Source organism: Streptomyces sp. NPDC048636 (assembly GCF_040650655.1).
Classification (GTDB): Bacteria; Actinomycetota; Actinomycetes; order Streptomycetales; family Streptomycetaceae; genus Streptomyces.
This window is the reverse complement of the sequence record NZ_JBEZHR010000004.1, coordinates 437,395-464,352: the sequence shown is the minus strand read 5'-3', so window position 1 is coordinate 464,352 and position 26,958 is coordinate 437,395. Positions and strand designations below refer to the sequence as shown.

General features: G+C 70.9%; 17 protein-coding genes and 1 pseudogene. 2 read left to right on the top strand and 16 right to left on the bottom strand.

Annotated features, from left to right (window positions below):
* From AB0C66_RS14765 to AB0C66_RS14695, 15 genes and pseudogenes are all read right to left on the bottom strand, one after another.
* Nucleotides 1-648, bottom strand: coding sequence for a PIG-L family deacetylase (locus tag AB0C66_RS14765; RefSeq protein ID WP_362437235.1), 648 nt, complete (start codon nucleotides 646-648; stop codon nucleotides 1-3).
* Nucleotides 645-1,439, bottom strand: a complete 795-nt coding sequence (locus AB0C66_RS14760) for a glucose-1-phosphate cytidylyltransferase (RefSeq protein ID WP_362437234.1) — start codon at nucleotides 1,437-1,439, stop codon at nucleotides 645-647. Before AB0C66_RS14760 ends, AB0C66_RS14765 begins: the two co-directional genes overlap by 4 nt.
* Complete coding sequence (locus tag AB0C66_RS14755; protein ID WP_362437232.1) at nucleotides 1,436-2,671, bottom strand: class I SAM-dependent methyltransferase; 1,236 nt, start codon at nucleotides 2,669-2,671, stop codon at nucleotides 1,436-1,438. The genes AB0C66_RS14760 and AB0C66_RS14755 overlap by 4 nt, the downstream gene beginning before the upstream one ends.
* Nucleotides 2,668-3,948: pseudogene (locus AB0C66_RS14750) on the bottom strand (glycosyltransferase). Before AB0C66_RS14750 ends, AB0C66_RS14755 begins: the two are co-directional and overlap by 4 nt.
* Before the next feature lie 2 nt (nucleotides 3,949-3,950).
* The gene (locus AB0C66_RS14745; RefSeq protein ID WP_362437230.1) at nucleotides 3,951-5,201 is read right to left on the bottom strand and encodes an O-antigen ligase domain-containing protein; all 1,251 of its coding nucleotides are present in this window, start codon (nucleotides 5,199-5,201) and stop codon (nucleotides 3,951-3,953) included.
* A 1-nt stretch (nucleotide 5,202) separates the two neighbouring features.
* Nucleotides 5,203-6,723, bottom strand: a complete 1,521-nt coding sequence (locus tag AB0C66_RS14740; RefSeq protein ID WP_362437228.1) for a right-handed parallel beta-helix repeat-containing protein — start codon at nucleotides 6,721-6,723, stop codon at nucleotides 5,203-5,205.
* A 9-nt stretch (nucleotides 6,724-6,732) separates the two neighbouring features.
* A complete protein-coding gene (locus AB0C66_RS14735) occupies nucleotides 6,733-8,703 on the bottom strand; it encodes an alginate lyase family protein (RefSeq protein WP_362437226.1) in 1,971 nt (656 codons plus the stop codon).
* Nucleotides 8,704-8,705: 2 nt separating this feature from the next.
* On the bottom strand, nucleotides 8,706-10,886 hold the full coding sequence (locus AB0C66_RS14730) for a bi-domain-containing oxidoreductase (protein WP_362437224.1): 2,181 nt from the start codon (nucleotides 10,884-10,886) through the stop codon (nucleotides 8,706-8,708).
* A gap of 16 nt (nucleotides 10,887-10,902) precedes the next feature.
* A complete protein-coding gene (gene asnB / locus AB0C66_RS14725) occupies nucleotides 10,903-12,837 on the bottom strand; it encodes an asparagine synthase (glutamine-hydrolyzing) (protein ID WP_362437222.1) in 1,935 nt (644 codons plus the stop codon).
* Nucleotides 12,838-12,840: 3 nt separating this feature from the next.
* Nucleotides 12,841-14,367 (bottom strand): Wzz/FepE/Etk N-terminal domain-containing protein, encoded by a 1,527-nt coding sequence (locus tag AB0C66_RS14720; RefSeq protein ID WP_362437220.1) that lies wholly within the window; start codon nucleotides 14,365-14,367, stop codon nucleotides 12,841-12,843.
* A complete protein-coding gene (locus tag AB0C66_RS14715) occupies nucleotides 14,364-15,761 on the bottom strand; it encodes a Wzz/FepE/Etk N-terminal domain-containing protein (RefSeq protein WP_362437218.1) in 1,398 nt (465 codons plus the stop codon). The genes AB0C66_RS14720 and AB0C66_RS14715 overlap by 4 nt, the downstream gene beginning before the upstream one ends.
* Nucleotides 15,758-17,038 (bottom strand): glycosyltransferase family 4 protein, encoded by a 1,281-nt coding sequence (locus tag AB0C66_RS14710; protein WP_362437216.1) that lies wholly within the window; start codon nucleotides 17,036-17,038, stop codon nucleotides 15,758-15,760. The genes AB0C66_RS14715 and AB0C66_RS14710 overlap by 4 nt, the downstream gene beginning before the upstream one ends.
* The gene (locus AB0C66_RS14705) at nucleotides 17,028-18,353 is read right to left on the bottom strand and encodes a nucleotide sugar dehydrogenase (RefSeq protein WP_362437214.1); all 1,326 of its coding nucleotides are present in this window, start codon (nucleotides 18,351-18,353) and stop codon (nucleotides 17,028-17,030) included. Before AB0C66_RS14705 ends, AB0C66_RS14710 begins: the two co-directional genes overlap by 11 nt.
* An 82-nt stretch (nucleotides 18,354-18,435) precedes the next feature.
* On the bottom strand, nucleotides 18,436-19,914 hold the full coding sequence (locus tag AB0C66_RS14700; RefSeq protein ID WP_362437212.1) for a sugar transferase: 1,479 nt from the start codon (nucleotides 19,912-19,914) through the stop codon (nucleotides 18,436-18,438).
* Nucleotides 19,915-20,424: 510 nt separating this feature from the next.
* Nucleotides 20,425-20,769: a hypothetical protein gene (locus AB0C66_RS14695; protein ID WP_362437210.1), complete on the bottom strand. Its 345-nt coding sequence runs from the start codon at nucleotides 20,767-20,769 to the stop codon at nucleotides 20,425-20,427.
* A gap of 291 nt (nucleotides 20,770-21,060) precedes the next feature.
* Between AB0C66_RS14695 and AB0C66_RS14690 the strand changes: the two genes are divergently transcribed.
* Nucleotides 21,061-22,512 (top strand): amidase, encoded by a 1,452-nt coding sequence (locus AB0C66_RS14690; protein WP_362437208.1) that lies wholly within the window; start codon nucleotides 21,061-21,063, stop codon nucleotides 22,510-22,512.
* Nucleotides 22,513-22,584: 72 nt separating this feature from the next.
* Complete coding sequence (locus AB0C66_RS14685) at nucleotides 22,585-25,014, top strand: tetratricopeptide repeat protein (protein WP_362437206.1); 2,430 nt, start codon at nucleotides 22,585-22,587, stop codon at nucleotides 25,012-25,014.
* A 12-nt stretch (nucleotides 25,015-25,026) separates the two neighbouring features.
* Here AB0C66_RS14685 and AB0C66_RS14680 read toward each other — a convergent pair whose 3' ends face one another.
* Nucleotides 25,027-26,850: a hypothetical protein gene (locus AB0C66_RS14680; RefSeq protein WP_362437389.1), complete on the bottom strand. Its 1,824-nt coding sequence runs from the start codon at nucleotides 26,848-26,850 to the stop codon at nucleotides 25,027-25,029.
* Between the last annotated feature and the right edge of the window lie 108 nt (nucleotides 26,851-26,958).

The following is a 26,958-nucleotide window of genomic DNA, read 5'->3' as shown; positions in this document are numbered from 1 at the left end:
TCATTCCCCCAGGTCGAGAGTGAGTTTGGTGACGGCGAACGCCTCGGCGTAGCGCGCATGGCATTCGATGCCGCGGATCCGTGCGAGACCGAGGAAGGCCTCGCGGTCGTACCAGGGCCGGTGCCGCTGCGAGGGGTAGTGCTCCTGCAACAGCCGCACCTTCTGTTCGGCGATCTCCGGTGCCAGCGGCTGGTACACCCCCATACGGCCGAGATCGCCGTCCCACTTGACGATCTCGTAGCCGAACACCAGGTGGTCGCGGAACGCAGTGGGCAGCAGCCGCGCCAGACCGCGGTGGTCCTGGTGCGCGTCATCGGTACGCGGCGCGAGCACCAGATCCGGGTCGGTCCGCTCGCGCAGCTCCTCGACCGCGGCCTTGGCCTCCTCCCAGTGTGCGGGCATCCGGCCGTCCGGCAACTTGAGTACGGTCAGCCGCAGTTCGGCAGCCGGACAGAAGGCGGCGAGCGCGGCCCGCTCCTCCTGCTCCCGCTCGCCGCCACCGCCGGAGAGCACCAGCGCGTCGACGCGGATACCCGGCCGTGCGCGGCACAGCGTCAGCAGCGTGCCACCGGCGCCGATGGCGATGTCGTCGCAGTGCGCGCCCACCGCGACGATCCGTTCCAGGGGCCCGGCCCCGAGCCGGATCATGCGCCGACCCCCGCGCCGTCCCGCTCCCATACGGCCCACGGCCGGTCGCCCCGGGCGTAGGCGTCGTCGAGCGCGGCCCGCTCCTTCACGGTGTCGGTCGGCTTCCAGAAGCCGCGGTGCTGGTGCGCCACCAGGCGGCCGCGCTTGGCCAGTTGGGCGCAGCCGTCGGCGACCAGATCCCCGTTCTCCGGGATGTGGTCGAAGACCTCCTGGCGGAGTACGAAGTAGCCGCCGTTCTCCCACAGCGGCATATCGCTCACCGCGGTGATGCCCCCCACCAGGCCGTCCTCGGCCAGGTCCACACAGTGGAACGACGACTGCGGCGGCACCACCATCATCGACGCCCCCGCGTCGCGCCCGGCGAACCGGTCGATCATCTCCGGCAGCGGGGCGTCGGTGAGCACATCGGCGTAGTTGGCGAGGAACATCTCGTCGCCGTCCAGGTGGTGCCGCACCCGGCGCAGCCGCTCGCCGATCGGGGACTCGATGCCGGTCTGCGCGAAGGTGATCGTCCAGTCGGCTATATCGGTGGACAGCAGCTCGGTCCGGCCGCCACGCAGTACGAAGTCGTTGGACGTCGTCTCCTCGTAGTGGAGGAAGAAGTCCTTGATGTGGTGCGCCCCGTACCCGAGACACAGGATGAACTCCGTGTGCCCGAAGTGCGCGTAGTAGCGCATGACATGCCAGATCAGCGGCCGCGGGCCGACCATCGCCATCGGCTTGGGCACATCGTCGGCGGCTCCGCTGCGCATCCGCATCCCGTAACCGCCGCAGAACAGGACGACCTTCATGGCTTTACCTCGACAATGCTCAGTTCCGGGATGGGGAAGACCAGTCGGCCGCCCCAGGCGTGGACGAAGGACAGTTGCTCGATCAGCTCGTCCCGCAGGTTCCACGGGAGGACGAGGACGTAGTCGGGCTTGTCGGCGGCTATCCGCTCGGGCGGCAGGATCGGGACCCGGGTGCCCGGGGTGAACCTGCCGTGCTTGTAGGGGTTGCGGTCGACCGTGTACGCGAGCAGGTCGGGCCGGATGCCGCAGTGGTTGAGCAGGGTGTTGCCCTTGCCCGGGGCGCCGTAGCCGACGACGGTCTCGCCGCGGTCGGCCGCCTCGATGAGGAACCGCAGCAGCTCCCGGCGCACCTTGGCCACCCGGGCGGAGAACTCGGTGTACCCGGAGAGCTCCTGGAGCCCGGCGGCCTTCTCCCGGTCCAGCACCTCGGTCACCCGCTCCGACGGCTCACCGGCCACTTCGGCGGGGCGTGCCCACAGCCGGATGGAGCCGCCGTGCGTGGGGAGCAACTCGACGTCCACGAGGGCGAGTCCGCCACTCGCGAGGGCCCGGATCGCGGAGGCGACCGTGTAGTACTGGAAGTGCTCGTGGTAGATCGTGTCGTACTGGTTCTCCTCGATCAGGGTCAGCAGATGCTGCACCTCGATGGAGACCCAGCCGTCGTCGGCGACCAGGGCGCGCAGCCCCTCGGTGAACCCGACCACATCGGGGATATGCGCGTACACGTTGTTGGCCACGACCAGGTCCGCCGGGCCGTGTTCGGCGCGGACGGCCGAGCCGGTGGCCGGGTCCAGGAACTCCGTGAGCGTGGGCACACCCGCGTCCCGCGCCGCGGCGCCGACGTTCACCGACGGCTCGATGCCGAGACAGCGGATCCCCCGGTCCACCAGGTGCCTCAGCAAGTAGCCGTCGTTGCTCGCGACCTCGACCACGAAGGCGTCGGAGCCGAGATCCAGCCGCCGTACGGCGTCGGCGACGAAGGTGCGCGCGTGCTCCACCCAGGAGGTCGAGTACGAGGAGAAGTACGCGTACTCCTTGAAGGTCTCCTCCGGTGTGATCAGCGGCGGGATCTGCGCGAGCCAGCACTCGGCGCAGACCCGCAGGTGCAGCGGGTACGTCGGCTCCGGCCTGTCCAGTTGATCCGCGGCGAGAAAGCTCTCACACGGCGGCGTCGCCCCCAGATCGACGACGCTGGCCATCGCTTCCGAGCCGCAGAGTCGGCATCGTGTCATCTACTGTCCCCATCCCCCCTGCTCGCGCGGGTGTCCCCGCCACGAGTCAGTGCTGTTGTTCGCTACCGGCGGCGGGCTGTCCCCGCCTCGCCGGACCGCCCCGCGATCGCGGTGCGGTACCCCTCCACCAGGCGCTCCAGGCCGACGGCCGGGCTGAACCCCTGCTCGTAACGGCGCCGGGCCGCCCGGCCCATCTCCCGGTTGCGGTCCTGCTCGACCGCGATCCGGCGTATGCGGGACGCGAGCGAGGCAACCTCGCCCGGCCGGTGCAGCAGTCCGGTCACCCCGTCCTCGACGAGCTCGACGAAGGCGCCATGACCGGCGGCGACGGTCGGCACCCCGGCCGCCATCGCCTCCACGACCACCAGGCCGAACGCCTCGAGCCATGTCGAGGGAGCCACTACGGCGACCGACCGCGCGATGGCCTCGCGGCACTCCGCCACGTCGTACAGGCCGACGTAGCGCACATCGGCCCGGCCCGCCGCCCAGGCGGTCACCGCTGGCTCCAGTGGCCCCGCGCCCGCGATCACGAGCGGCACGCCCACACCGCCGTCCGCGGCGAGCGCCTCCCACGCGGCCATGAGCAGCCGTACGCCCTTGGCCTCCGCGAGTCGGCCGAGATAGAGCAGATGCTCGCCGTCGCCCGTGCGGCGGGCGCCCGGCTCCGGTACGAAGTTGTGCTTCACCGCCAGCCGCTCGGCCGGCATACCCGCCCCCACCAGGACGTCGCGCTGCGCCGCGGAGATACAGAAGAACCGCTCCACACCGGACCACCACCGCCGCCGGTTGACCGAGAGACTGACCGCGAGCGGCACCGTCGCCAGCCGGGAGTTCCGGTAGCAGCCGTGCCGGACGGCGGGCAGCGGCGCGGACCCGACGCATGCGGTGCACGGCCGGCCGTCCCGCTGGAGTGTGCCGGGCGGGCATATCTGGGTGTAGTTGTGCAGTGTGGCGACGGCGGGCACACCGGCGTCGGCACAGGCCGCCAGGACCGCGGGCGACAGCAGCGGGAAGACATTGTGGATATGCACCACGTCCGGCCGCTCGGTGCGAAGACGGGTGGCGAGCTCCGTACGGACCGCCGGGTTCCATGGCACCAGCAGCGGTACCGCGGCCTTGCTCAGCAGGGAGCGGGCGGCGATGTCGTCGCTGCGCCGCTCGAACATCTCGACCCGGTGGCCGGCCGCGCGCAGCAGCTCCACCTCCTGGTCGACGACCTTGTTCTCGCCGCTCGGCTGCGCCGAGGCGTAGCGGTTGTGCACCACGAGGATGCGCATGCTCAGATCACGTCCGATCTCCGGGCCCAGCGCGGGACACGTCGTCGAGGAAGTTCGCGCGCTGTGCGGGGCGCTGCCGCGGCGGGTACCGCCAACAGCGAGGCGGCCACGGCCAGATGCAGCAGATACGGCGAGGCGTCACCAAGACCGGCCTCGGTGTACGACGCGATCGCGCAGTAGCTGATCAGGAAGATCGCGCAGGCCCTCGACAGCGACGGCGGCCGCAGCAGCGCGACACCGCCGAGGACGATGATGATCGCCGCCACCAGGGCGACACCGGTCAGACCCTGCTCGGAGTAGACGGCCAGCCAGCTGTTGTCTATCGGCAGCCCGCCGAACGACTTGTCGCCCAGGCCCATGCCGAACAGCTGCTCCGAAGCCGACCGGGGGGCCGCCAGCAGGGCGTCCCAGACCTTGGCCCGACCGGTGAGGTTGGAGAAGTTCTCCTGGCTCTGTCCGCGCAGGAACCACGCCCGCAGCGCGGAGGCGAACCCCACCGCGGCCACCACGGCGCACAGCACCGTCCAGGTGAAGAACCGGCGTGCGGCGGCGCTGGTCAGGATGAGTGAGCCGATCGCCAGCGCGAGGCCGATGAACAGGCCGAGCGTGGCCGTCCGGGTATGGGTCAGCGCGAGCAGGACGAGGGACGGCACGATGACCACCGCCGCGCTGACCCCGTCGGTCCGGCGCCCCAGGACGAGCAGCACGGTGAGCCCGATGATCACCGCGGCGTACTGTCCGATCTGCGGCGGGGTGAGCGGCCACAACGCGCCGACCAGCCGCCCGCCGTAGAGCTCCGGCATGGCCGCGCCCGGTGAGATGACCAGCCCCGCGGCCACCGACCCGAGCACCACGAAGTACATCCGGATGTGGTGCCGGACGAATGTCTGGCCGCCGTCCCACCAGCGGCTGAGCAGCCACAGCGTGCTGATGAAGAGTGCGAGGCGGGTGCAGCGGAACAGCGCGCCGGGCCCGGACGCCACGCTCACACTGGAGATCATGCTCGGCACCAGCAGCAGGGTGAGCAGGAGCAGAAAGGCGCTGGCGCGGATGCGCAGCCGGAGATTGGCCGCGAGCGCCAGGGCGAAGGCGGCGACCAGTGCGCCCATGGTGGCCATCTGGATGAGGGAGCGGGGCAGCGGGACGATGGTCTTCGCCCCCGCCGAGCCGAGCGTGTTGAGGATCAGCAGCCCCCAGGCCGTCCCGACCATCTTCGACGCGTGGTCCGTGTGGTCCGTGTGGTCCGGGCTCATCTCAACCACCGTCCGGTGCACGGAAGGTGCTGCCCGCGTCCTGCTGGTACGGCGTGCCCTGCCACTGCGTGGAGTCGAGCACCCGGCTCGGGTCGTGGGCCACGAAGTTCCACGGTCCGAGATAGACGTTGTCGTGCCAGCGGTTGTGCTGCTCACGGGTGATCGCCTCGGCCACCCGCTCGCCCTGGTAGGGCGACCAGTCCGGATAGGTGCCGTAGTTGGCGAGGACCGCCATACGGTCGCATTTCGCCGTGCACTCGACGACGGACTTGTCCAGTACGAAGCGGTTGCCGTGGATGTCCACCCGCTGGGTCTTCCACCGGCAGTCGGCGTAGAGCGGTGCGGTGGCGATCGCCGGCCGTGCGCAGCGGCGGGTCTTCTTCACCAGCAGGGTGCAGTCGCCGGACGAGGTGTTTGCCGGGCTGTTGCAGAACCGGTCGGCGTTTTCCCACAGGGTGATCCCGGACCAGTTGTTCTCCAGTACGTTCCGATAGATCTCGATCTTGTCCGTACGGGCTCGGATCCGTGGTTCACCGCCGGACTCGGACAGATAGACGGTCCCGAACGGGAAGTTGTCGCCGCGGTCGGCCGCCTTGCGGCCCTCGGCCCAGTTGTTCCGCCGGATGGTGTTCTTCCGGATGACCGCGTTATAGCTGGTCTCGTAAATCAGCGCGGCACCGTCGTTGGCCTCGATCAGATTGTCCTCGATGCGGAAGTCGTTGTTGTTGGTGTCCGCCCACAACCCGGTTCCACGGTTGTCGTGCACCCAGTTGCCGCGTATGTCGGCGCCGTCGACGGCCCAGAACTTGATGCCTCCGGTACAGCCGCAGCCCTTCCGCCGCCGCTCCCAGTCGCCGGTGTTGTTGCCCACGATCTCGTTGCCCTCGACCACCAGACCGCTGATACGGCCGGTGGCCTTGTACGCGTTCATGCCGTACTGACCGTTGTCGCGCAGACAGCTGGCACGGACCCGCTGGCGGGCACCGGCCATCAGCCCGGCACCGGAGTTGTTCTCGATCGTCGTGTGCTCGATCACCCATCCGTCGGCCGAGTCATGGTTGACCACGCCCTCGTTATGCGGGGCGACAAAATTCCGCACGGTCAGGGAGCGGATGGTGATGTCCCCGGCGGTGCCGCCGAACGCGTACTGGTTGGTCTTCCGGCCGTCGAGCACCGCGCCCGGTGCGCCGAGGTAGCGGTTCCCCTCCTTGGGGATGACCTGGGCGTAGCGGTCCGGATCGAGCCGGTGCCTGCCCGGTCGCAGCCAGAACGTGGTGTGCGCGGGGCTGCTCTTGGTCTTCGCGGCCAGGTCACCGGCGACCGCGGGGTCGACCGTCACCGCGCCCGCCGGTGCCTTCGCCGGCCCGGCCGCGGGCTTGGCGCACACCCGGGCCACGGACGTGGACGGCGCGGCGGTCGGCTGTGGCCGTGCGGCCGGTGTGCTGTCACAGCCGGTCATCGCCAGCAGGGCCAGCGCCAGCGGTGCCGCCGGTAACCCCCGGTGCCGCCACTTGATCCCCACACATCCTCCCTATCCGTGGAACCTGAGTACGGTGGTGAACTCCCCCAACAGCGCGGTGCCGTCGGCGAAGCCGGTGCCGACCAGCGTGGTGGTGGGTTCCTTGCGCCCGAATCCGGCGGAGTACCAGCCCAGCGGCGGGTCGGTCTCACCGCGATGCGCCCGCCAGGACAGCTGCCCGGGCAGCTCGAGCGCCGCGGAGCGGTCCTCTCCGTCCCGGGACCAGGTGAGCGCCGCCCGGTTCCCCACCAGCTCGGCGGCGATCGCCGGGCCGAGGTGGAACGCCAGACGTACGGCCCGGCGCGGGCCGCGCACCTCGTCGACCACCGTCAGCTCCTGGCTCTCGGCGGTCAGCTCCACCCGGCGGCGGTGCACGGAGCCCTGGTAGCCGTCGTGTTCGGCGCACCAGCGGGCCGTCCCGGCGTCCGCGGCGCCGGAGGTGTCCGCGGCCAGGACGCGGCTGCGGGCATGCCGGGTCCACAGGAACGGGCCGCCGGAGACGGACTGGTCCTCGCCGTCCAGTTGCAGGGTGTTGTGGCCGAGGGTGGACCGGAAGTACTGCCGCCACTCGGGCTGCCCGTGGTAGCAGTACGTCCCCGGGTCGGCGAGCACATCGACCCCGTCCCGCCGGACCTCCACGGACAGCGCGTCCGCGTGGGCATGCGCGGCGATGGACAGGAAGCCGTGCGGACCACCGTCACAGCGGCACCAGATCCCGGCCGGGCCACGGAGGATGGTGAGCCCCGCGTCGGCGAAGTGGGCCGGTCGGCTCGCCGGGCGGGACACGGTCCGCGCGGCGTCCTTCGCCGGATACGGCCGGATGAGCGCGGCGAGCAGCGGAGTGCGCACATCGGTTCCGGTCACCGTCGGCCACCAGGGAAGCCGGCCGAACACGGCGTCCCCGGTGGCCAGCAGTGAGCCCCAGCGGTCGGTGCCGGCGCCGTCCACGATCAGACCGTGTCCGTCGTCCGCGTCCCCCTGGCGCGGCGGCCGTAACCGGTTGTCCACGATGGCCGCGAGCGCGTCGGTCATCCGCAGCAGCACCAGCCGGATCGAAGCGGGGACCGGCACCTGTGCGGCATCCGCCTCGGCCACCGCGGCCAGGCCGAGCTCCAGCACCAGTCCGTGATACTCGGTGGCCAGCTCGCGGTTGAGACCGGAGCCGAAGGTGTTGCTCCGCAGCTGCCGCTCCAGCGACCGCAGCGCGTCGGCCCGCCAGCGCGCCGAGGAGGGGAACCAGCCGAACGCACAGGCCGCGGCGGACTGCCCGGCGGCCTCGGCGATGATGTGGTTGTTGGCCGAGGACCCCCGGCTGGGGAAGGCGGCCAGCCAGCGCTGGTGGTGCCAGATCTGGTTCCGCGCCACCGGGTTGTCCTCGAACAACGCGGCCGCGCCCGGCCAGCCGTCGAGCAGTCGGCGGATCCACACCCAGGACAGCAGCCGGATGCCCAGTTCGATACCGCTGATCCAGTGCACTCCGCGCAGCGGCGCGTTGGCCGCCCACCACCGCCGCAGATGCTCGGCCACCCGCTCGGCGTACCGCTCGTCCCCGGTCAGCGCGTAGGCGGCGGCGAGCACGGTGAGGTACTGGTGCCGGGACGGCTCCCAGATCTGCTTGATGTCCCCGACCACGTCCTCGTTCCGGTACGGCACATCGAAGGCGTAGCCCCACGGGGCCCGGCGCCCGGTCTTCGGGTCGTACCACCAGTCCGGGGCGGCCAGGTCGTCGCGGGCCACCCCGAAGTACTCGGCGTGCCCGGCCATCAACCGGTCCGCCTCGGCGATCAGACGTTTCGCGGCGTCCGGTGGCACCGCGGCGCACGTCCCGGCGGGCAGTACCGCGGTGAACCGGGCGCCGGTCACGCCCGGGCAGTGCGGCGGCGCCGACCGCCACAGCCGCCTGCGCACCGCGTCGCCCGCCCGGCCGCCGACCTCCCGCGGTCCCATCCGGGAGAGCCGCCGTACGTACCAGCCCGCGCTCATGGTCACAGTGCCCTCGCCAGGGTCACCGGCGCGCCACCGGCCAGACCGGTCTCTACGGCGAGGGTGGCCGCCGTGGTGGCGACCAGCGACTGAAGCGGCACCGGCATCGGCCCGCCGGTCCGCACGGCCTTGATGAACGCGGCCAGTTCGGCGTTCTGGCCCTTGTCCCGGGCCTTGGGCAGCCGCGAACTGACCCACCGCTTCCCGCCGTACACCGAGGCACGGACGAAGTCGTCGAGCCGCAGCGCCTTGCCGTCCGCGACGAGGTCCAGCGTCTCCTTGGGGAAGCTCGAAGGACCGGTGGTGACGTAGCTGATGGTGGCGGTGGAGTCGTCCGGGTAGCGCAGCACGATGTGCAGGTCCTCGTTGCCGGAGGGGGCGGTCGCGTACACCGAGACCGGATCGGCATCGAGCAGCCAGCTCGCCGTGTCGATGAAGTGTCCGCCCTCGCCCGCGAAGCGTGAGCCCTCGCTGCCCTGTTGGAGGTACCAGCTGCCGTGCGCGAGGCGGCCCGCGTTGACCAGGTAGCGGAGGCTCGCCGGACCGGTCCGGGCGCCGAACCGCTTCCTGGCCTCCTGGAGCAGCGGTGCGAACCGGCGGTTGAAGCCCACCTGGAGCCGGTCGTTGCCGGACTCCTCCACCGCCGCGAGCACACCGGCCAGCTCGTCCTCGGTGAGCGCCAGCGGCTTCTCCACGAACACTGCCTTCCCCGCCAGCAGTGCCCTTCGGGCCAGTTCGGCGTGTGAGCTGTGCCGGGTGACCACGAACACCGCGTCGATGGACCTGTCACCGAGCACGGCGTCGAGATCGGTGGTGGCCTCGGCGAAGCCGAACTTCCGCTGGGCGTTGGCCGCGGACAGCGCCGTCGTGGTGACGACCGTCGACAGATGTACGCCGTCGCGCTGTGCCAGGTGCGGCAGCAGCATCGACGACGCGTAGTTCCCCGCGCCGACGAACGCCAGCCGCACCGGGTCCGTGGCCATCCGGACCGGGGCGGACACCGCGCCGCCGCGCCGCACCTGGGGCACGGCCACCTCGGGGGCCCGTACTTCCTCCGTGGGCGTGGGATAGCGGAACAGCACGGCCACGGCCTTCAGATCGCCGTCCTTCAGGCGCTGGTACGTCTCGACGGCGTCGTCGAAATCGGCCATATGGGAGATCAGGGGCTCCACATCGACGCTGCCGCGGGCGGCGAGATCGAGGAAGCACGCCAGGTTGCGGCGCTCGGTCCAGCGCACATAGCCGATCGGGTAGTCACGCCCCTCGAGCTCGTACTCCGGGTCGTAACGCCCGGGGCCGTAGGAGCGCGAGAACCGTACGTCGAGCTCCTTCTCGTAGTACGCGTTCCACGGCAGGTCCAGACGGCATTTGCCGATGTCGACGACCCGGCCGCGGTCCCGGCTCAACCGGGCGGCCAGTTCGACGGGCTGGTTGCTGCCGCCACCGGCGGCCAGATACACCTGGTCCACACCGTGGCCGCCGGTGAGTTCGGCGACGGACGTCTCCACGGCCGCGGAGGCGGGATCGCCGCAGGCCGCGGCGCCCAGCCGGTCGGCGAGTGCGCAGCGCGCCGGGTCGGGGTCGACCCCGATGACGCGGACCCCGGCGGCGGCGAGGAGTTGCACCACCAGCTGACCGATCAGCCCGAGGCCGATGACCAGTGCCACCTCGCCGAGCTGCGGCTCGCCCTGGCGCACGCCCTGCAACGCGATCGACCCGACGGTGCCGAAGGCGGCGTGCCGTGGCGCGAGACCGTTCGGCACCGGCGTGTAGAGGTTCTTGGGCACCCAGTTCAGCTCGGCGTGCAGCGCGTGTTCATTGCCGGCACAGGCCACCAGGTCGCCGACCTTCACGTCGTCGATCCCGGTGCCGACCTGCTCGACCACCCCGCACAGCGAGTAGCCCAGCGGTGTGTAGGAGTCCAGCTTGCCCATCACCTTGCGGTAGGTGGCGGGCACCCCGTTGGTGGCCACGCTCTGCATGACCTTGGCCACCTGGTCCGGCCGGGAGCGGGCCTTGCCCAGCATCGACATCCCGGCCTCGGACACCTTCATGAGCTCGGTCCCGGTGGAGATCAGCGAGAAGGCGGTCCTGACCAGCACACCGTCCGGCTTGCACCCCGGCACCGGGACGTCGAGCAGCGCCAGCTCGCCACTCTTGTAGTTCTGTACAACCTGTTTCACCGGAACTCCTGTTGTTCTACGCCGTCAAGTGGGTGCTCCGGCCGGAGCCGGAGGTCGCGCCGCGGTACCAGTACTCGAGGGTCAGCACATGCCAGAGGTGTTTGGAGAAGTCCCGCTGCCCGGCGGCGTCCTCGGCGACCATCCGCGCCAGCGCGTCGCGGCGCAGGAAACCGGAGTTGACGAGCACACCGTCGTTCACCACCTCGCGTACCAGCGGTGCCAGATCCCGGCTCATCCAGGCCCGCAGCGGGGCGCTGAACAGGCCCTTGGGCCGGTACACGATCTCCCGGGGCAGGATCGAGGTGGCCGCCTCCTTGAGGACGGCCTTGCCCTGCCGTCCGACGATCTTGCGGTCACCGGGGACCGCGAACGCCGCCTTGACCACTTCGACGTCCACGTACGGCACCCGCACCTCGGTCGACGCGGCCATGCTCGACCGGTCCGTGTAGGCGAGGTTCAGGCCCGGCAGGAACATCCGGGCGTCGCCCAGGCACATCCGGTTGACGAAGTCGTCGAGGTCGTTGTCCCGGTAGACATCCGCGTGTTCGGCCAGTACGTCGTCGACCGTCCCGGCCAGGTCCGGATCGACCAGGGCGAGCAGCTCGTCCTGGTCGTACATGGTGTAGCTGCGCCGGAACGCGGTCTCCTCCGGCAGGTCGGCGAAGGAGAGGAACCGCTTGGCGAACCGCACCGACCGGTACCCCCGGCGGGCCGTCGCCACCGGCAGCCGGTCCACGGCCCTGGACAGACCGCGCCGCAACGGCCGTGGAACGCGCTGGTAGCGCAGCGCCAGCAGGTTGGCCAGGTGCTTGCGGTAACCGGCGAACAGCTCGTCGGCGCCCATCCCCGAGAGCATCACCTTGACCCCTGCCTCCCGGGCCGCCGAGCAGATCAGGAAGGTGTTGATCGCGGCGGGGTCACCGATCGGCTCGTCCAGGTGGTACGTCATCCGGGGCAGCAGGTCGAGCACGTCCGGAGCGATCTCGATCTCCTGCAGATCGACGCCGAACCGCTCGGCCACCTGCCGGGCGTAGCGCAGATCGTCCGGCATGGCCTCGAACTTGGCGTCCTCGGCGCGGAATCCGATCGTGTAGGCGGAGATCCCGGGCTGGTGACGGGCGGCCAGGGCGGTCAGATAGCTGGAGTCGAGACCGCCGGAGAGGAAGGTGGCCACGGGTACGTCGGAGAGCATGTGCTGCCGGGTCGACTCCTCGACGACGGCGGCCACGTCCGGTTGCTCGCCGTCCAGCGCCCGCCCCCGGGCCTCGGCGGCGACGTCCTTCAGGTTCCAGAACCGGCCGCGCTCCACCCGGCCGTCCGGCCGGCACCGGATCCAGCTCCCCGGCGGCAGCTTCTCCGCCTCCCGGAACGCGCAGCGCGAGTCCGGCACCCAGTAGTACAGCAGCGATGCCACCAGCGCCCCGGGGTCCACCTCCAGCGAACCGCCGGTCACCGCGGCGAGCGCCTTGAGCTCGGAGGCGAACACCAGACCCTCGCCGCGCCGGAGCAGGAACAGCGGCTTGATACCGAGCTGGTCGCGGACGAGCACCAGGTCACCGGTTCGCTCGTCGAAGATCCCGAACGCGAACATACCGCGCAGCCGGGGCAGACAGTCCGTGCCCCAGCGCCGCCAGGCCTCGAGCACCACCTCGGTATCGGAGGTACCGCGGAAGCGCACCCCGGCGGCCGTCAACTCGGCACGCAGCTCGGGCGCGTTGTACAGCTCGCCGTTGTAGGTGAGGGCGAGGCCGCCGGAGACCATCGGCTGGGCGCCGGTCCCGGACAGGTCGATGATGGCGAGCCGACGGTGCCCGAGCTCCACCTCGCCGTCACCGGCGGGGTGGCTGTAGCGGCCCGCCCCGTCCGGACCGCGGTGGGCGAGGGTGTCGGTGAGCCGGTCGGTCACGGCCTTCCCGTCCGGCCATCGGTAAGTGCCCGCGATGCCACACATGTCCTACCTCGCCTCCTGGTCGCTGTACGGGACGCGTACCGCCCTCGAAGGCCGCTCCGTCCGCGGCCGGCCCATCACGTTCTCCCGGGTCGGCCGCTCGCTCCGGCCGCGCAGCGCGATATGCAGCCCGTCCCACAGCGTGCCGTCGGTCCGGTCCCGCGGATCGGGGTCGATCAGCACCACACCGAGCACCGGAACGCACTGGTCCGCGAGCTGCCGCGCCACGGTGTGCAGCCATGCGGCGCTGCCGTGCCCGGCGCGCACGACGAGCACGGTCTCCGTGCCGAGGTACGGCAGGTCGGTCCATGCCGCGCCGGGCGCCACCGAGCCGACGCCGAGCCGGCGCTCCTGAGGCGATACGGCCGTGGCACGCTCGCCGCCGACCACCTCCGGATCTCCCGGCTTCCGGCGGCTGTTGGCGAGCTGTGGGCCGGGCAGACCGTCGACGACGACCACCGGCCCGTCCTCCGCCAGCGCCCTGGCGACATCCAGGGCGATCACGCTCGTACCGCGCGCACAGCCCAGTTCCAGCAGCGACACCGATTCCGTGGAGCCGCGCACGGTACGGGCCAGGGTCGTGGTGAGCCTTGTCCGTGCCGCCCGGCTCCGTCGGCGCCGCCACGGCCCGGTCGGCCCGCGCGGTATGTGGGGCAGCTCCGCGATGACCGAGGCGCCCAGGTTCGCCGCGATCTCCCGGCGCAGCACGGGACGGTCCGCCACCACCGCGCCGACCGCCGCCACCGCGAGCCCGAGGACAAGCCCGAGAACGAGCCCGATCCCGGCGTTGGTGACCGCGGCCTTGGGCAGGGAGTACCGCACCGCGCGCGGGGCGTCCACGATCTGTGTGCCGGTGATGAGCTTGGGCGTGCCGATACGCGCCTCCTCGGCGCGCTGGTCGAAGTCGGAGATACGCGCGTTGAGCTCGGCGCGGCGGGCGAAGAGCGACTCGATGCTCGCCGACGCCCGCGGATCGCTGTCCGGCGACCGGTTTCCGATCGACTTGTTGACCTTGACGAGTTCGTCCCGCATCCGGTCACGCTGCGCGAGCAGCGCCTTGGACTCGGCCTTCGCGGCTTCCCGGATCCGCTTCACATGGTCCGTGACGAACGCGTCGGCCAGCGCCTTGGCCCGGGCCACCGCTTCCGCGTCGCTGCCGCCCGTCACATCGATCCGCAGCAGATTGTTGGTCAGGCCGGTACCCCGGTAGTCCGCCATGAAGTCCTCCGGGTCCTCGGGGGACTTGAGGGCCTTCAGGGCCTGGTCGGCGATGCGTGTGGTGCCCAGCAGCTCGACATCGGTACGGATCAGCGTTCCGGTGTCGTTCGGCTGATCGTCCTGATGCGCGACCAGCACCTTGGTCACCGCGGACGGTGGCGGCGGCGACAGGACCGCCATCGCCGCCCCGGCCAGCAGCCCCAGCAGCGCCAGGGAGCACCAGAGGCGGCGGCGTCTGCGCACCGCCACCACCAGCGCCTGGAGATCGAAGAGCGGAGTGGCCGCCGACGACTCCGGAGTGCTGCCCGTCGTCACAGTGAGCCTCCCCCCGCGTCGTCGCCCACCGCGACCACCCGCGCGGCGTGCCGCGGGGAAGGGCCCGCCGCCCGCGCCGGACGGGCCCGGACCGGGCCGGCGATGACGATGCCGACGACCTCATGCCTGCCGTCCGCACACGCCTCGGCGATACCGGTGAGCTCCGCCGCGGTCCAACTGCCCGCGCTGAGCACGACCAGGGCACCGGACTCGGCGCCACGGTCCGGCACCAGTGGCCGGGACACCGAGACCTCCACCATCCGCAGCATGGGGCAGCCCCTGCCCGAAGAGGTCGGGGAGGGATCGCTGTCGGCCTCGGCGACGAGCTGTCCGGCGGCCCGGCGGGCGATCTCGTCGCCCTCCGGTACGACGACCAGCAGCCGCCGGGGGCCCGGCAGCTGGTTCCGGAGCCGACCGCACACCCTCCGGTAGCGGAGCTGTCCGGCCGCCTCGCCACCGGAGGGCTGAGGGGTCGGCAGATCCCATCGGGTGTCGATGCCCAGCAGCCGGCGCATCCAGCCGCGCGGGCCACGGGCTCGCGGCCGGTGCGCGCTCCGTTCACCGGCCACGTCGACGGTGCCGAGCAGCGTCGAGCCCAACGCCGCGGCGATCTCCGCTTCGGTGCTCAGCCGACGGCTCGCCCGTGCGGCGGCGAGATGGCCGATGACCGCGAGCAGGAAGAACAGCAGCGCCCCGGCGACGGTGAACTGCGTTCTCGTCGGCGGTGCCTCGCCGGTCGGCCGGGCCGCCGGGCCCATGACGACCATATTGGCCTTGTTGGTCGTCGGGTCGGCCTCGTCCAGTTTCTTCATGGCTTCCTGCAACGTGGTGCGCAGCTTCTCGAGCTCGGTGCGGGCCTGGACGCCCTCGACGGTCCGCCCGGGATCGGCCGCGTTGGCCAGGTCGGTGATGCTGCGGTTGGTCTGCGCCACCTGCTCCCGCAGCGCGTCCGGCCCCTCCGCCGCGGCGGAGTCGGTGTTGTCACCCGCGATCCGCGCGGCGAAGGTGACGAACTGCCGGGCCACCTCGTCGGAGAGGTGCTGTGCGCGCTCCGGGGTCTCGGCCGAACCCGAGATCTTGATGATGTTCCCGTCGGCGGCCTTGGCGCTCACCCGGTCCCGCAGCTCACCGCCGCTGACACCGCTCCAGCCGAGCGTGGCGGCCGTGCGGTCGACCACCGCCGAACTGGCCGCGATCTCGGCCTGGGTCAGCAGCTCGCGCTCCTCCCACTGCCCCGCCAGCAGTACCGACGTCGACGTCGTGTAACTCGGCGGGAACAGCAGGGAGGCGCCATAGCCGACGAGCCCGCCCAGCACGGCGACGAGGGCGAGCAGCCTCCAGCGCCGACGGAACATCCGCCCGATCGTGACCAGGCGTATGGCGTCCTCACTCAACTGCGCTGCCTCTTCCCTGTACGGACCGGGGCGAGCGCCGACACCGGAGTGTGGTCACGGCAGGCGGCGGCGTAGGCGGCGAGCAGCGAGACCTGTGAGTTCCGCCAGGAAAGCCGTCCGCTGATCCGCTCCTGGCCGACCTTGCCCATCCGGGCCCGCTCCTCCGGATCGTCGAGCAGCCGCGCGATCAGCCCGGCGAACTCCGCCTCGTCGTTGGCGGCGGCGTAGACGGCGGCGTCACCGGCGGAGACACGCGCCTCCCGGAGGTCGAACGAGACGATCGGCCGGCCCATCGCCATGTACTCGAGGACCTTGTTCATGGTCGATACGTCATTGAGCGGATTGCGCGGGTCGGGGGAGAGGCACACATCCGCGGTGGACAGATAGCGCACCAGGTCGGCGTCCGGAACGCGCCCGGTGAACTGCACCTGGTCCGAGAGGCCGAGCCGACCGGACAGCTCCACCATCGCGTCGAAGGCGTCGCCGGAGCCGATGAACACCGCATGCCAGTCGGTCCGCCCGAGCTCGTCGCGCAGCTTCGCGAGGGCCCGCAACGCGTAGTCGACACCGTCCTGCGGGCCCATGACGCCGAGATAGCACAGCAGATGGGGCTTTCCCCCCTTCAACTCCGGCTCGGGCGGCACCGGTTGGAACCGTTCGATCGCGGGCGCGCTGCGCACCACGAAGACGTCCTCCGGCCGCTTTCCACCACGGCGCACCGCGACGTCCCGGTAGCTCTCGTTCGTGGCGAGCACGATGTCCGCGGCCCGGTAGGTCCGCCGTTCCAGCGCGCACACGGCGCGGTAGAGCAGATCCTCGCCGCGGTCGAACCGGGAGAGGTACAGCTCGGGTACCAGGTCATGCTGGTCGAAGACGAACCGCGCGCCGCGCCGCTTCAGCCACAGAGCGGGCAGGAACAGCAGGTCGGGCGGGTTGCAGGCGTGGACCACATCGACCGGGCCGACCTTGCGGGCCAGCCGGGCCGTATGCCACAGCGCCGATCCGTACTCCCGCAGGTAGCCGGCCGGTCCTCCGGTGGCCGCGCGCAACGGGTAGCGGTGGATCCGCACCCCGTCGATCTCCGCCTCCGATTCGGTGTCCCGCTTCTCCCCCCGGGGACAGATGACGTGCACTTCCCAGCCCGCGTCGCGCAGCGTCGTGCACTCCTGCCACACCCGTCTGTCGAACGGCACCGACAGGTTCTCCACCAGGATCAGCGCGCGCCGGGCGGGCCCGGAGCCCCTGGTCATATCACCGAACGATGTGTCACCAAGCAAGGCCCATGTACCCCGGTTCGGCCCGGCGCGCGTCGGCGTCGGGAAGGTGGACGAGATCGACGATCACCGGACCGTCGCCATGCGGCAGCGCCGACAGCACGGCCGGGTCCCTGGTCCCGACCACACACACCTCGGCGTGGTCGAGCACCTCGTCGACGGAGTCGGCGAGCAGCTGCGCCAGGTGCGGCAGCCGGGATTCGATGTACTCGCGGTTCGCGCCGATCAGCCGGGAGAGGCTCACATTGGCGTCGTGGATCCGCAGGTCGTACCCCTTGCCGAAGAGCCTCTCCGCCAGCTCGACGAGCGGGCTCTCGCGGAGGTCGTCGGTGCCGGGTTTGAAGGACAGCCCGAACAGCCCCACCCGGCGCTTGCCGGTGCGCTCGACCATCTCCACCGCGCGCTGGAGATGGTCGGAGTTGGAGGGCAGCACATGGGCGAGGATGGGCACCGAGACATCGGCCCGCCGCGCCGCGTGGACCAGGCTGCGCAGGTCCTTGGGCAGGCAGGAGCCACCGAAGGCGAAGCCGGGCCGCAGATAGGCGGGGCTGACGTTCAGCTTGCGGTCGGCCAGGAACACATCCATCACCTGGTGCGAGTCCACCCCGAGCGCCTGGCACACCGCGCCCAGCTCATTGGCGAAGCCGATCTTGAGGCCATGGAACGCGTTGTCCGCGTATTTGATCGCCTCGGCCGTCGGGACCGGCACCCGGAACACCTCACCGGGCAACCCGTCGTACAGCGCCATCACCGCGTCGCCGCTCGCCCGGTCGAGCTCGCCGATGACGGTCTTGGGCGGATCGAAGAAGTCCCGCACACTGGTGCCCTCGCGGAGGAACTCCGGGTTGACCGCGACCCCGATGTCCACTCCGGCCGTGCCGCCGACGTACTTCTCCAGGATCGGCACCAGCAGGTTCAGACAGGTGCCCGGCAGCATGGTGCTGCGGAACACGACGGTGTGCCGGCGCCCCTTCCCAGGCCCCTCGGCCAGCGCGGCACCGATCTGCTCGGTGACCCGCTCCAAGTACGTGGTGCACAGGCTGCCGTTGGGCTCCGAGGGCGTACCCACGCAGACCAGCGACACCTCACTGCTCATGACGGCCTCGCGGACATCGCCGGTGGCGCGTAACGCCCCGGTCCACACCACGTCGGCGGTGAGCTCGCCGATCCGCTCCTCGACCACCGGGGCCTTGCCGTCGTTGACCAGGTCGACCTTCACCTGGTTCACATCCACCCCGATGACCTCATGACCCATGCTGGCCAGGCACGCGGCCGACACACAGCCCACGTAGCCGAGCCCGAAAACGCTGACTCTCATCACCCGTTCCTCCCCCCAGGCAGGCCCTTGCGGCCTGCGATCCGCGCGCCGGGGGGACCGCCCCGCCGCAGCCCTCCGCGCATCAGTAGGCCCCCTGCCCGTAGACCACCGCACGCAGCGTCTTCCACAAGATCACTGTGTCGAGCGCGAGCGACCAGTCCTCCACGTACCGCAGGTCCAGCCGGACCGCCTCCTCCCACGACAGGTCGCTGCGCCCGCTGATCTGCCACAGGCCGGTGAGTCCGGGCTTGACGAGCAGACGCCGCCGGATGTCCGGGCCGTACGCGGCGGACTCCTCCGGTAAAGGGGGCCGCGGCCCGACGAGCGACATCGATCCGGTGAGTACGTTGAAGAGCTGCGGGAGCTCATCGATCGAGTACCGGCGCAGCACCGCTCCCACCCGGGTCACCCGCGGATCCCGGCGGAGCTTGAACAGCAGACCCGCGCCCTCGTTACGGGCGGCCAGCCCGGCACGTGCCTTGTCCGCCCCGGCCACCATGGTGCGGAACTTGAGAATGGTGAACTCGCGGCCGTCCTTGCCGACCCTGCGCTGGCGGTAGAACACCCCACCCCGGCTGTCCATCAGCACGAGCAGCCCGACGCACACCATCAGCGGCGCGAACAGCATCAGCAGGACTGCCGCGCCCATCCGGTCCACAATCCCTTTGACCGCCCGGCGGCCACCGGTGAAGGTGGGCATGCTGACCCGCAGCAGCGGGATCCCGAGCACCGCGTCGATATGCAGCCGCGGGCCGGCCACCTCCATCAGCACGGGGGCCACGACCATCTCGGCGTCGCTGCCCTCGAGGTTCCAGGCCAGCCGCTGGAGCCGGTCCGGTGACCAGTGCGGGTCCGGTGTCACCGCGACGACACGGTAGCCGTCCCGGCGCACATGATCGGCGACGTCCGCCAGTTGGCCGACGACCGGCACTCCGTCCAGCCGGTCGGCGTCGAGCCCGAGACCGTCCGTCGTGCACACCGCGTCCACCCGCCAGCCCAGGTGCGGGAACTTACGGGTCCGGGTGATCAGATCGCCCACGGTGGCCACGCTCCCGGCGGCGAGCACCGGTCGCAGACACCGTCCTTCCTTCCGCTGTTTGTGCAGCCACAGGCGAAGCAGATACCGCGCGGTCATGGTGATGAGCGCGATCGCGGGGATCGCGACGAAGATCCAGAGCTTGATGTTGCGCGAGGTGAGGGCGATACCGCCGAGCGCCAGCACGACGGTCGCCGCGAACAGTGAGCGTCCGAGCCGGCGGAATTCCTCGGCGCCCTGGCCGAGCACGGCCGGCGCCCACGACCGGGTGACCGCGAGCGCCCCCAGCACCAGCAGCTCGGTGCCGAAGGCCAGAATCCCCCACTTCTCATGCCAGTTGGCCGCGTCCCGGGCCCCGAAGAAGTTGCCGATCGCCGCCACCACGAAGGCGGTGGCCACGGTGTCGCTGGTGATCACGGTACGGCGGTACCGCTGCTCCCATTCGATGGCGGGCTGGCTGATTGCCCCGTTCGCCGGACGCCCGCGCGCCGACGAAAACGGGCTGACTAATCCCCCTTGCCGCACAGAACCCCCCCAGGTCCCAGTGGTTCGACGTGTTCGCCACACACACCCACCCTGGCGACAGGCAGACGCGCCCACCGCCAGGCTCTCGAGGTGCACCGGAACCCGTCGAAACCTCGGGTGCTCCCCACACCCAAGGGCCCCCTCTCGGGCTCCAAGAATTGATCATCCCCACAGATGGCACGGGGATGGGACTGCTGGCTTTCTCCAGCGCCGGATCTATAGATCGTTACCGGTCGCCTCGTGCCCGAACAGCTGAAGCACGGTCAATCTAGACCATCGGGGCCAGCATGTAGAGGGGATGTGTGTAATTTGTGTTCAAACTTTGAGACCGGGTCCACAGGTCGGTGACCTCCCACGGGCGCCCGAGGTGGCGGCGCCGCGGCGGCGTGCCCGAAGTGGCGGACGGACGTGGCGGCCACCTCGGTGTCAGGTGGCCACGGCCGGGCGTGAACGACACAAGGCCGCCCCGATGTGTTCGGGGCGGCCCAGGTCGCGGTTGTCTCAGGTGATTCAGGCCCTGCCGGTGTGGACCCGTCCGTTGATGTAGGCGCCGTCCGGGTCGATGTAGAAGAGGATCAGCTGGATCTCCGTACCCTCTTTGATGTTCAAGCTCTGGGAGGCGTGCTGGCCGCCACCGCCGGGCTTCACGTTGGCGGAGCGCCACCGCCCGCCGGACTTCCAGGAGACCTCGCCTTCGACTCCCCAGCCGTCCTTCTTGTAGTCGTAGACGGTCAGCTTGTCTCCGTTGTGCTGGAAGTACGCCGCACCGCGCTCGCCCTTGGCGCTGACGCTGGTCCCGGCGGCCGCCGTGGCGGCGCTCATCCCGACCAGTGCCATTGCCGCAATGCCGGTCACGAGAGCCTTCCTCGCGATCCCTTGAAGCCGCATGTGTTCCTCTTTCGCTGTTCCCGGAGCCTTGTCCGGACGCGCGTATGAGCGCGCGTCCACAGAGTGTTGTCCCGATGGGAGACATGGGCGATAGCGCAGAGTCCACACTTCACCTGGCTATCCGTCTACCTCCGTGTAGACAAACGACGGACCGGGCGGTGGGCGGGACAGGGCGTCAACGGGCCGGTCGGCGCGGCCCGTCCGGTTGTGCGAAATGGTGTTTTATGGCCTGCTCGGGAGGCCGTTACGGTCGGATTTATGGAATGGATCTTTCAGACGGCCGAAGAGCTCGTGGCTGCCTTGCGCGCCGGTGAAGTGAGCTCGGTGGAACTGACCGAAGAGGCGATCGCCCGTATCGAGCGGGACGACAAGGCGATCAACGCGATCTGTGTGCCGGACTTCGACCGTGCGCGGGCCGCCGCGCGCGATGCCGACCAGGCGCGCGCCCGGGGCGAGGACCGGCCGTTGCTCGGCGTTCCGGTGACGGTCAAGGAGTCCTACAACATCGCCGGGCTGACCACGACCTGGGCCATACCGGAGCACCGGGACTTCATACCGGCCGAGGACGCGGAGCAGGTGCGGCGGCTCAAGGCGGCGGGCGCGGTGGTGCTCGGCAAGACCAATGTGCCCTTCGGGCTGCAAGATGTGCAGAGCTTCAACGAGATGTACGGCACCACCAACAACCCGTGGGATCACGCGCGTACGTCGGGCGGGTCCTCCGGCGGATCGGCGGCGGCCCTGGCGTCCGGGTTCGGCGCGCTGTCGATCGGCTCCGATCTCGCCGGTTCCCTGCGCACCCCCGCACATTTCTGTGGTGTCTACGCGCACAAGCCGACACTCGGGCTGGTGGCGGACCGCGGTATGGTCCCGCCGACCACCCCGGCGTTGCCGACCGCCCCTGATCTCGCCGTCGTCGGTCCGATGGCGCGCACCGCCCGTGACCTCGTGCTCCTGCTCGACGTCATGGCCGGACCGGACCCGCTGACGCTCGGCGTGGCGCACGAGTTGAGGCTGCCGCCCGCGCGCCACGAGCGGCTCCGCGACTTCCGGGTCCTGGTCCTCGACGAGCATCCGCTCATTCCGACCGGGTCCGCCGTGCGGGCGGGCGTGGACCGGGTGGCCGCCGCGCTTGTCGACGCGGGCGCCCACGTAGAGCGGCACACTCCGCTGCTGCCCGATCTGACCGAAGCCGCGCTGCTCTACACGCAGTTGCTGTTCTCGAGCTCCGTCGCGCGCTTTCCCGTCGAGGCCTACGAGCAGCTGCGGACCCGCGCGGCCGGGCTGGGCGCGGACGACCGGAGTCTCGATGCGGCGCGGCTGCGCGGCATGGCGTTCAACCACCGCGACTGGATCGAGGCGAACAGCCGTCGCGAGCTCCACCGCCACGGCTGGCGGCGGCTCTTCGCCGGATTCGACGCCGTGGTGTGTCCCATCACGCCCACTCCCGCGTTCCCGCACGACCACCACCCCGATCCGAGGGAGCGGCGGCTCGATATCGACGGTGTCGAGTACCCCTACTTCGACCAGCTCGTGTGGGCCGGTCTGGCCACCATGCCCGGCCTGCCCGCCACCGCCATACCGGCGGGCCGGTCTCCCGAGGGCCTGCCGGTGGGGGTGCAGCTCATCGGTCCGATGTTCGAGGACCACACCCCGCTGCGGCTGGCCGAACTGCTCGAGCGGAAGATCGGCGGATTCCGGATACCGGAGTAGGTGCGGAGCGGCGCTCGCGGGCGGGGCCCGGCCTATACGATGAGTGCTGCGGCGAACTTGGGGGAGTGTGGCGTGGAACCGTTCACGGGGATGGTGCTCTCGGCCGTCGGCACGGTCGCCTCGGGTGCGTTGTCCGGGGCGGGCGGGGAGATGGGGCGGCGGGCGTCGGAATCGCTGTACGGGTTGCTGAGCCGGGCGCGCTCGCAGGAGGACGGAGCGGCCACCTCCGCGGCCGATGGCGAACTACGGCCCCCCACGCTCCCCGTCACCGACGCCGAGCAGCGGACCGCTGCCTTACGGCTGGCCGAAGCGGCCCGCAGCTCCCCGGAGTTCGCCGACGCGGTGGCTCAGTGGGCCCGGGAGGCGGCATGGCTGGCGCCCACGGCTGAGCGGGTGGTCATCCCGGGCGTCGCACGGCCGCGGATGCTGCCGTTGACCACCGCGGCGTTCACGGACCGGGAGGATGTCCTGGCGTCGGTCACGCGGCTGCTGGACGGAGCGGACCCTCGGCGGGGTGCCCCGACCATCATTGTGCTGACCGGGCCGGGCGGCATCGGCAAGACCGCTGCCGCGGTGCACTGCGCGCATGCCCTGGAGGAGAGATTCCCGGACGGTGCGTTGCATGTCGATCTGGCGGGTGCGTCCGCCGCCACGGCGCTGGCACCGTCGGAGGCGCTGGTGCGCTTCCTGGAGCGGCTCGGGGTGCCGTCGGCCAAGGTGCCGGGGGATGAGGCGCGCCAAGGGGATCTCTACCGTGACTGTACGGCTGGCCGGCGCATGGTGGTCGTGCTCGACAACGCCCATTCGGACGCCCAGGTCCTGCCGTTGCTTCCGGCCGCGCAGGGGTGTCTGGTCATCGTGACGAGCAGACGTCGGCTGGACCGTCTGGTGGCCGAGACCGGAGCCCGGCATCTCACCCTCCCGCCGCTTTCGACCACCGACTCGGTACGGCTGCTGACCCGCATCGTCGGACAGGAGCGGGCGGCGGCCGCGGGAGGCGGCGTCCGGGCCGTGGCCGAGGGGACCGGCGGGATGCCGCTCGCCGTGTGCACCACGGGCGCGCGGCTGGCCGTTCGCGAGCATCTGGCATGGGAGACCGTCGCCCGACAGCTGTCCGAACGGATCCGGCGCGGAGAGCAGGAGGGCACCGCGATGCAGGACGCCGCTCCGGGGGAGGCGGGGGACAGGGCCGATCCGGTGCGTATCGCGCACGATGTCGCCTACCGCGAGCTGGCTCCCCGGTCCGCATCCTTCTATCGGGCGGTCGCGGTGTGGCCGTGGCCCACCCTCACCGTCAGATGCGCGGCGTTCGCGGCAGGTGTCGGCGAGGACGAGGCGCGGCAGCTGCTCGAGGATCTCGCGGGGGTGCACCTCCTTCAGGAGGTGGGTGAGGAACGCTATCGGTTCCATGACGTGTCACGTGCGTTCGCCCGGGATCGCGCCGCCACCGAGGACGGACACGGTCGGATGGCCGCCGGGGTGCGCCGGGTGGCCGTCGGGTATCTGCGGTTCGCTGCGGGCGCCGACTTCCGTGTGATGCCCCTGCGCTGGCGGCTCGGTCCGGCCTACGCGGGACTCGTCCTGCCGGAGCGGCGGGAAGCCGGGGACGGTAAGCGGGCGTTGGAGGAGTTGCGTGGTGAGCGCGACAACCTCGCCGCGGTGGTCCGCGCGGCCGAGCAGTACGGTTTCGACGACCTGGTCTGGCAGCTGTGCGAGTCGATGTGGGGTCTGCATCTGAGGCTGGGCTTCCACGAGAGTTGGGTCGACACACATCTGCGGGGAGTCGAGGCCGCCAGGCGCGGCGCGGCCGCGTTCGGTGACCCGCGCGCGGTGGGACGGATTCTGGTGCAACTCGCCTTCGCCTATATGGGGTTGGGGAGGCTGGACGACGCGGAGGGCGCCCTTCTGGAGGCGGCGGCCGCGGACGAGGCGTGCGGACATCCGAGGGGGCAGGCGAGCGCGGTCGAGGCTCTGGGGCTTCTACGGCTCAAGCGGTGGCGGTACCCCGATGCCCAGCGGTGTTTCGAGGACGCCCGGGAGTTGTTGGGCCGTATCCGTCAGGGAGACGACGGGTGGCGGGATCTGCCCCGGGCCCGGGCACTGCTGGACCATCACCTGGGCCGCGCGCTGAGCCGTCAGGGGCGTGTCACCGAGGCCGCCGACCGTCTCAACGGCGCCCTTGCGCAGTTTCGGGCCTTGCCCGGTGGCGACCGCTACAACGAGGGCCGGGTGTATATGAGTCTGGGCGAGGCGCAGGTGGAGGTGGGCGACGCCGACCAGGCCCGGGTGTGTCTGGACAAGGCCATCGCCACTATGGGTGACGAGGGAGCGGCCTTGCAGCTCGCCGATGCCACCGAGCTCAGGTCCCGGTGCCACCGCCTCCTGGGGCAGCCGGGGCGGGAGGCGGACGATCTGCGCAGTGCCGCCACCCTCTATGACCGGGGCGGGGACCACGTAGGGCTCGACCGTGTACGGGCACGGCTGGCCGAGTTGGCGGGATGAGACCGCTCGGGCTCAGCGCCGCGGGGGTGGTGCGAGGGGTTCGAGGGAAGCCCGGTGGGTGGTGGCGCCCGTCCGCACGATGATCTCTTGGGGGATACGAGGTGAGTTCCCTCCACCGGTGATCCATGCGTAGAGCGCGGAGGCGTACACAGCGGGATCGCACAGGTCCGGCCGTCCCTCCGGGTCCGCGCCCGCGGTCAGCCGGATGACGGTCCCTCCGCGGGTGCGGACCACACAGCGGTCCGTCCCGTCGACGTAGGCTGCGAGCCCGCAATGCGGGTACCGCGCGAGCGCTTCCGAGGTCCACGCGGTGGGCGGGCCGATCCGCGGGTCGTCCGCGGATCCCCGCCGCACGACAACATCCGCGATCCGCAGTCGGCCCACGTCCCGTGTGTCCTCGTCCACCACGGTGTGCCCCGCGTCGAGGAGCGCGGCATCGTCCTCCGTGGGACCGGGCTCGCCGTCGGAACCGGCGAAGCGGACCACCGTCACCTGAGCCGGATCGCTTCCGGTCACCCGGGTCAGCACCTGGACCGGGGCGGTGCGGCGCCCCGGTTCGTAAGGAGGCAGCGGCAGCGGGTCGAGCAGCGCCGGGTGGCTGTCGGGCTGGGATATCCCCAGCAGTTCGTAGCACAGGCGGCGCAGCAGAAGGGCCGATTCCCCCGGCGAGGAGTTGGTCTGTGCCGCCAGTTCCTCGTACATGCCGGGTTTGTGATCGACGATGGCGCGCTCGATCTGCTCCCGCAGACCGCCCCGGCGCAGCAGCCGGGGTGCCGTGCGGCCGAGGGCGGCCACCGGGGAGCGCGGGTCCAAGTCCTCCTGGGGGAAGGCCCCGAGGAGGATGGGAGTGTCGATGGACGCCGCGTAGTACGTCACGCTGCCGTGGTCACCCACGACGCAGTCGGCCGCGATGAGCGCCTGCCGCCACCCCTCCAGTGGATCGATCACACTGAGGCCGGCTCGGCGGGCGGTATCCAGCCATGCGCGGACCTGTCCGGCGCCATGGCCGTACCAGATGTTGGGGTGCAGGACGGCGGCGGTGCGGTACTCGTCGACGGGCAGTTCGGAGGCCAGACGGGAGAGCAGCCAGTACAGCCGATCCCCCTCCTCGCGCGGCCCGGTTTCCGTTTCCGCCGTGGTGCCGCCGAAGAGCGAACGGGGTGACCAGGTCGAGCTGATGACGATCAGTCGCTGGCCCGGCGCGACACCCAGGGCGCGGCGGAAGCGGTCACGCTGGGAGAGCGCGGCGAGGATCCGATCGTGGCATGGGTCTCCGGCGAGGACCGCGGTGGACACCGCCTCCGGGCAGGATGTGCTCAGCCGCTCCAGCTGTTCGGGATGGGACAGCACGGTCGCGGTCGCGATCGGACGCCCGTCTTTGAGGAGCCACTCCGGTGACATGCCGAACAGCGGGGCAGGGGTCCGGTGTCCGGTGTCCGGTGTCCGGTGTCCGGTGTCCGGTGTCGCGAGCCTCTTATTGTATCCGACACCATGAGACAAGATCACCAACTCACCGCGGAGCGCCTCGAGTTCGCCCCCGTAGCTCGCGGACAGCACCAGGTCGAACGTGGTGTCCTTGGCCTGCTCCCACGGCAGTACGGGCAACCCGGCCTCGGCCAGTAGCTCGGGAACACCGGCGAGGAAGGGCGACGACCCCGTGCACGTGGCGAACATCTGCACCCGCAGATCGCTGTGGAACAGCGGGAGTACATCCAGCAGGCGCGTCGCGGACGTCACATTGTGTACGACGAACAGCACCCGACGGCAGCCCGCGCGCGTGACCCACCGGCCCGCGTCGGCCCCGACCGGGACACGCAAGCGTCCTGCCCCACCCATCACCGCGGCCCGTCTCTCGTACGCGATCAACTCTGTTGACCTGGACAACTGCCGCGATGGTATCGGGACGCAACGTCAGATGCCCGCGGAGAGGCGGGGCCGCGTGTG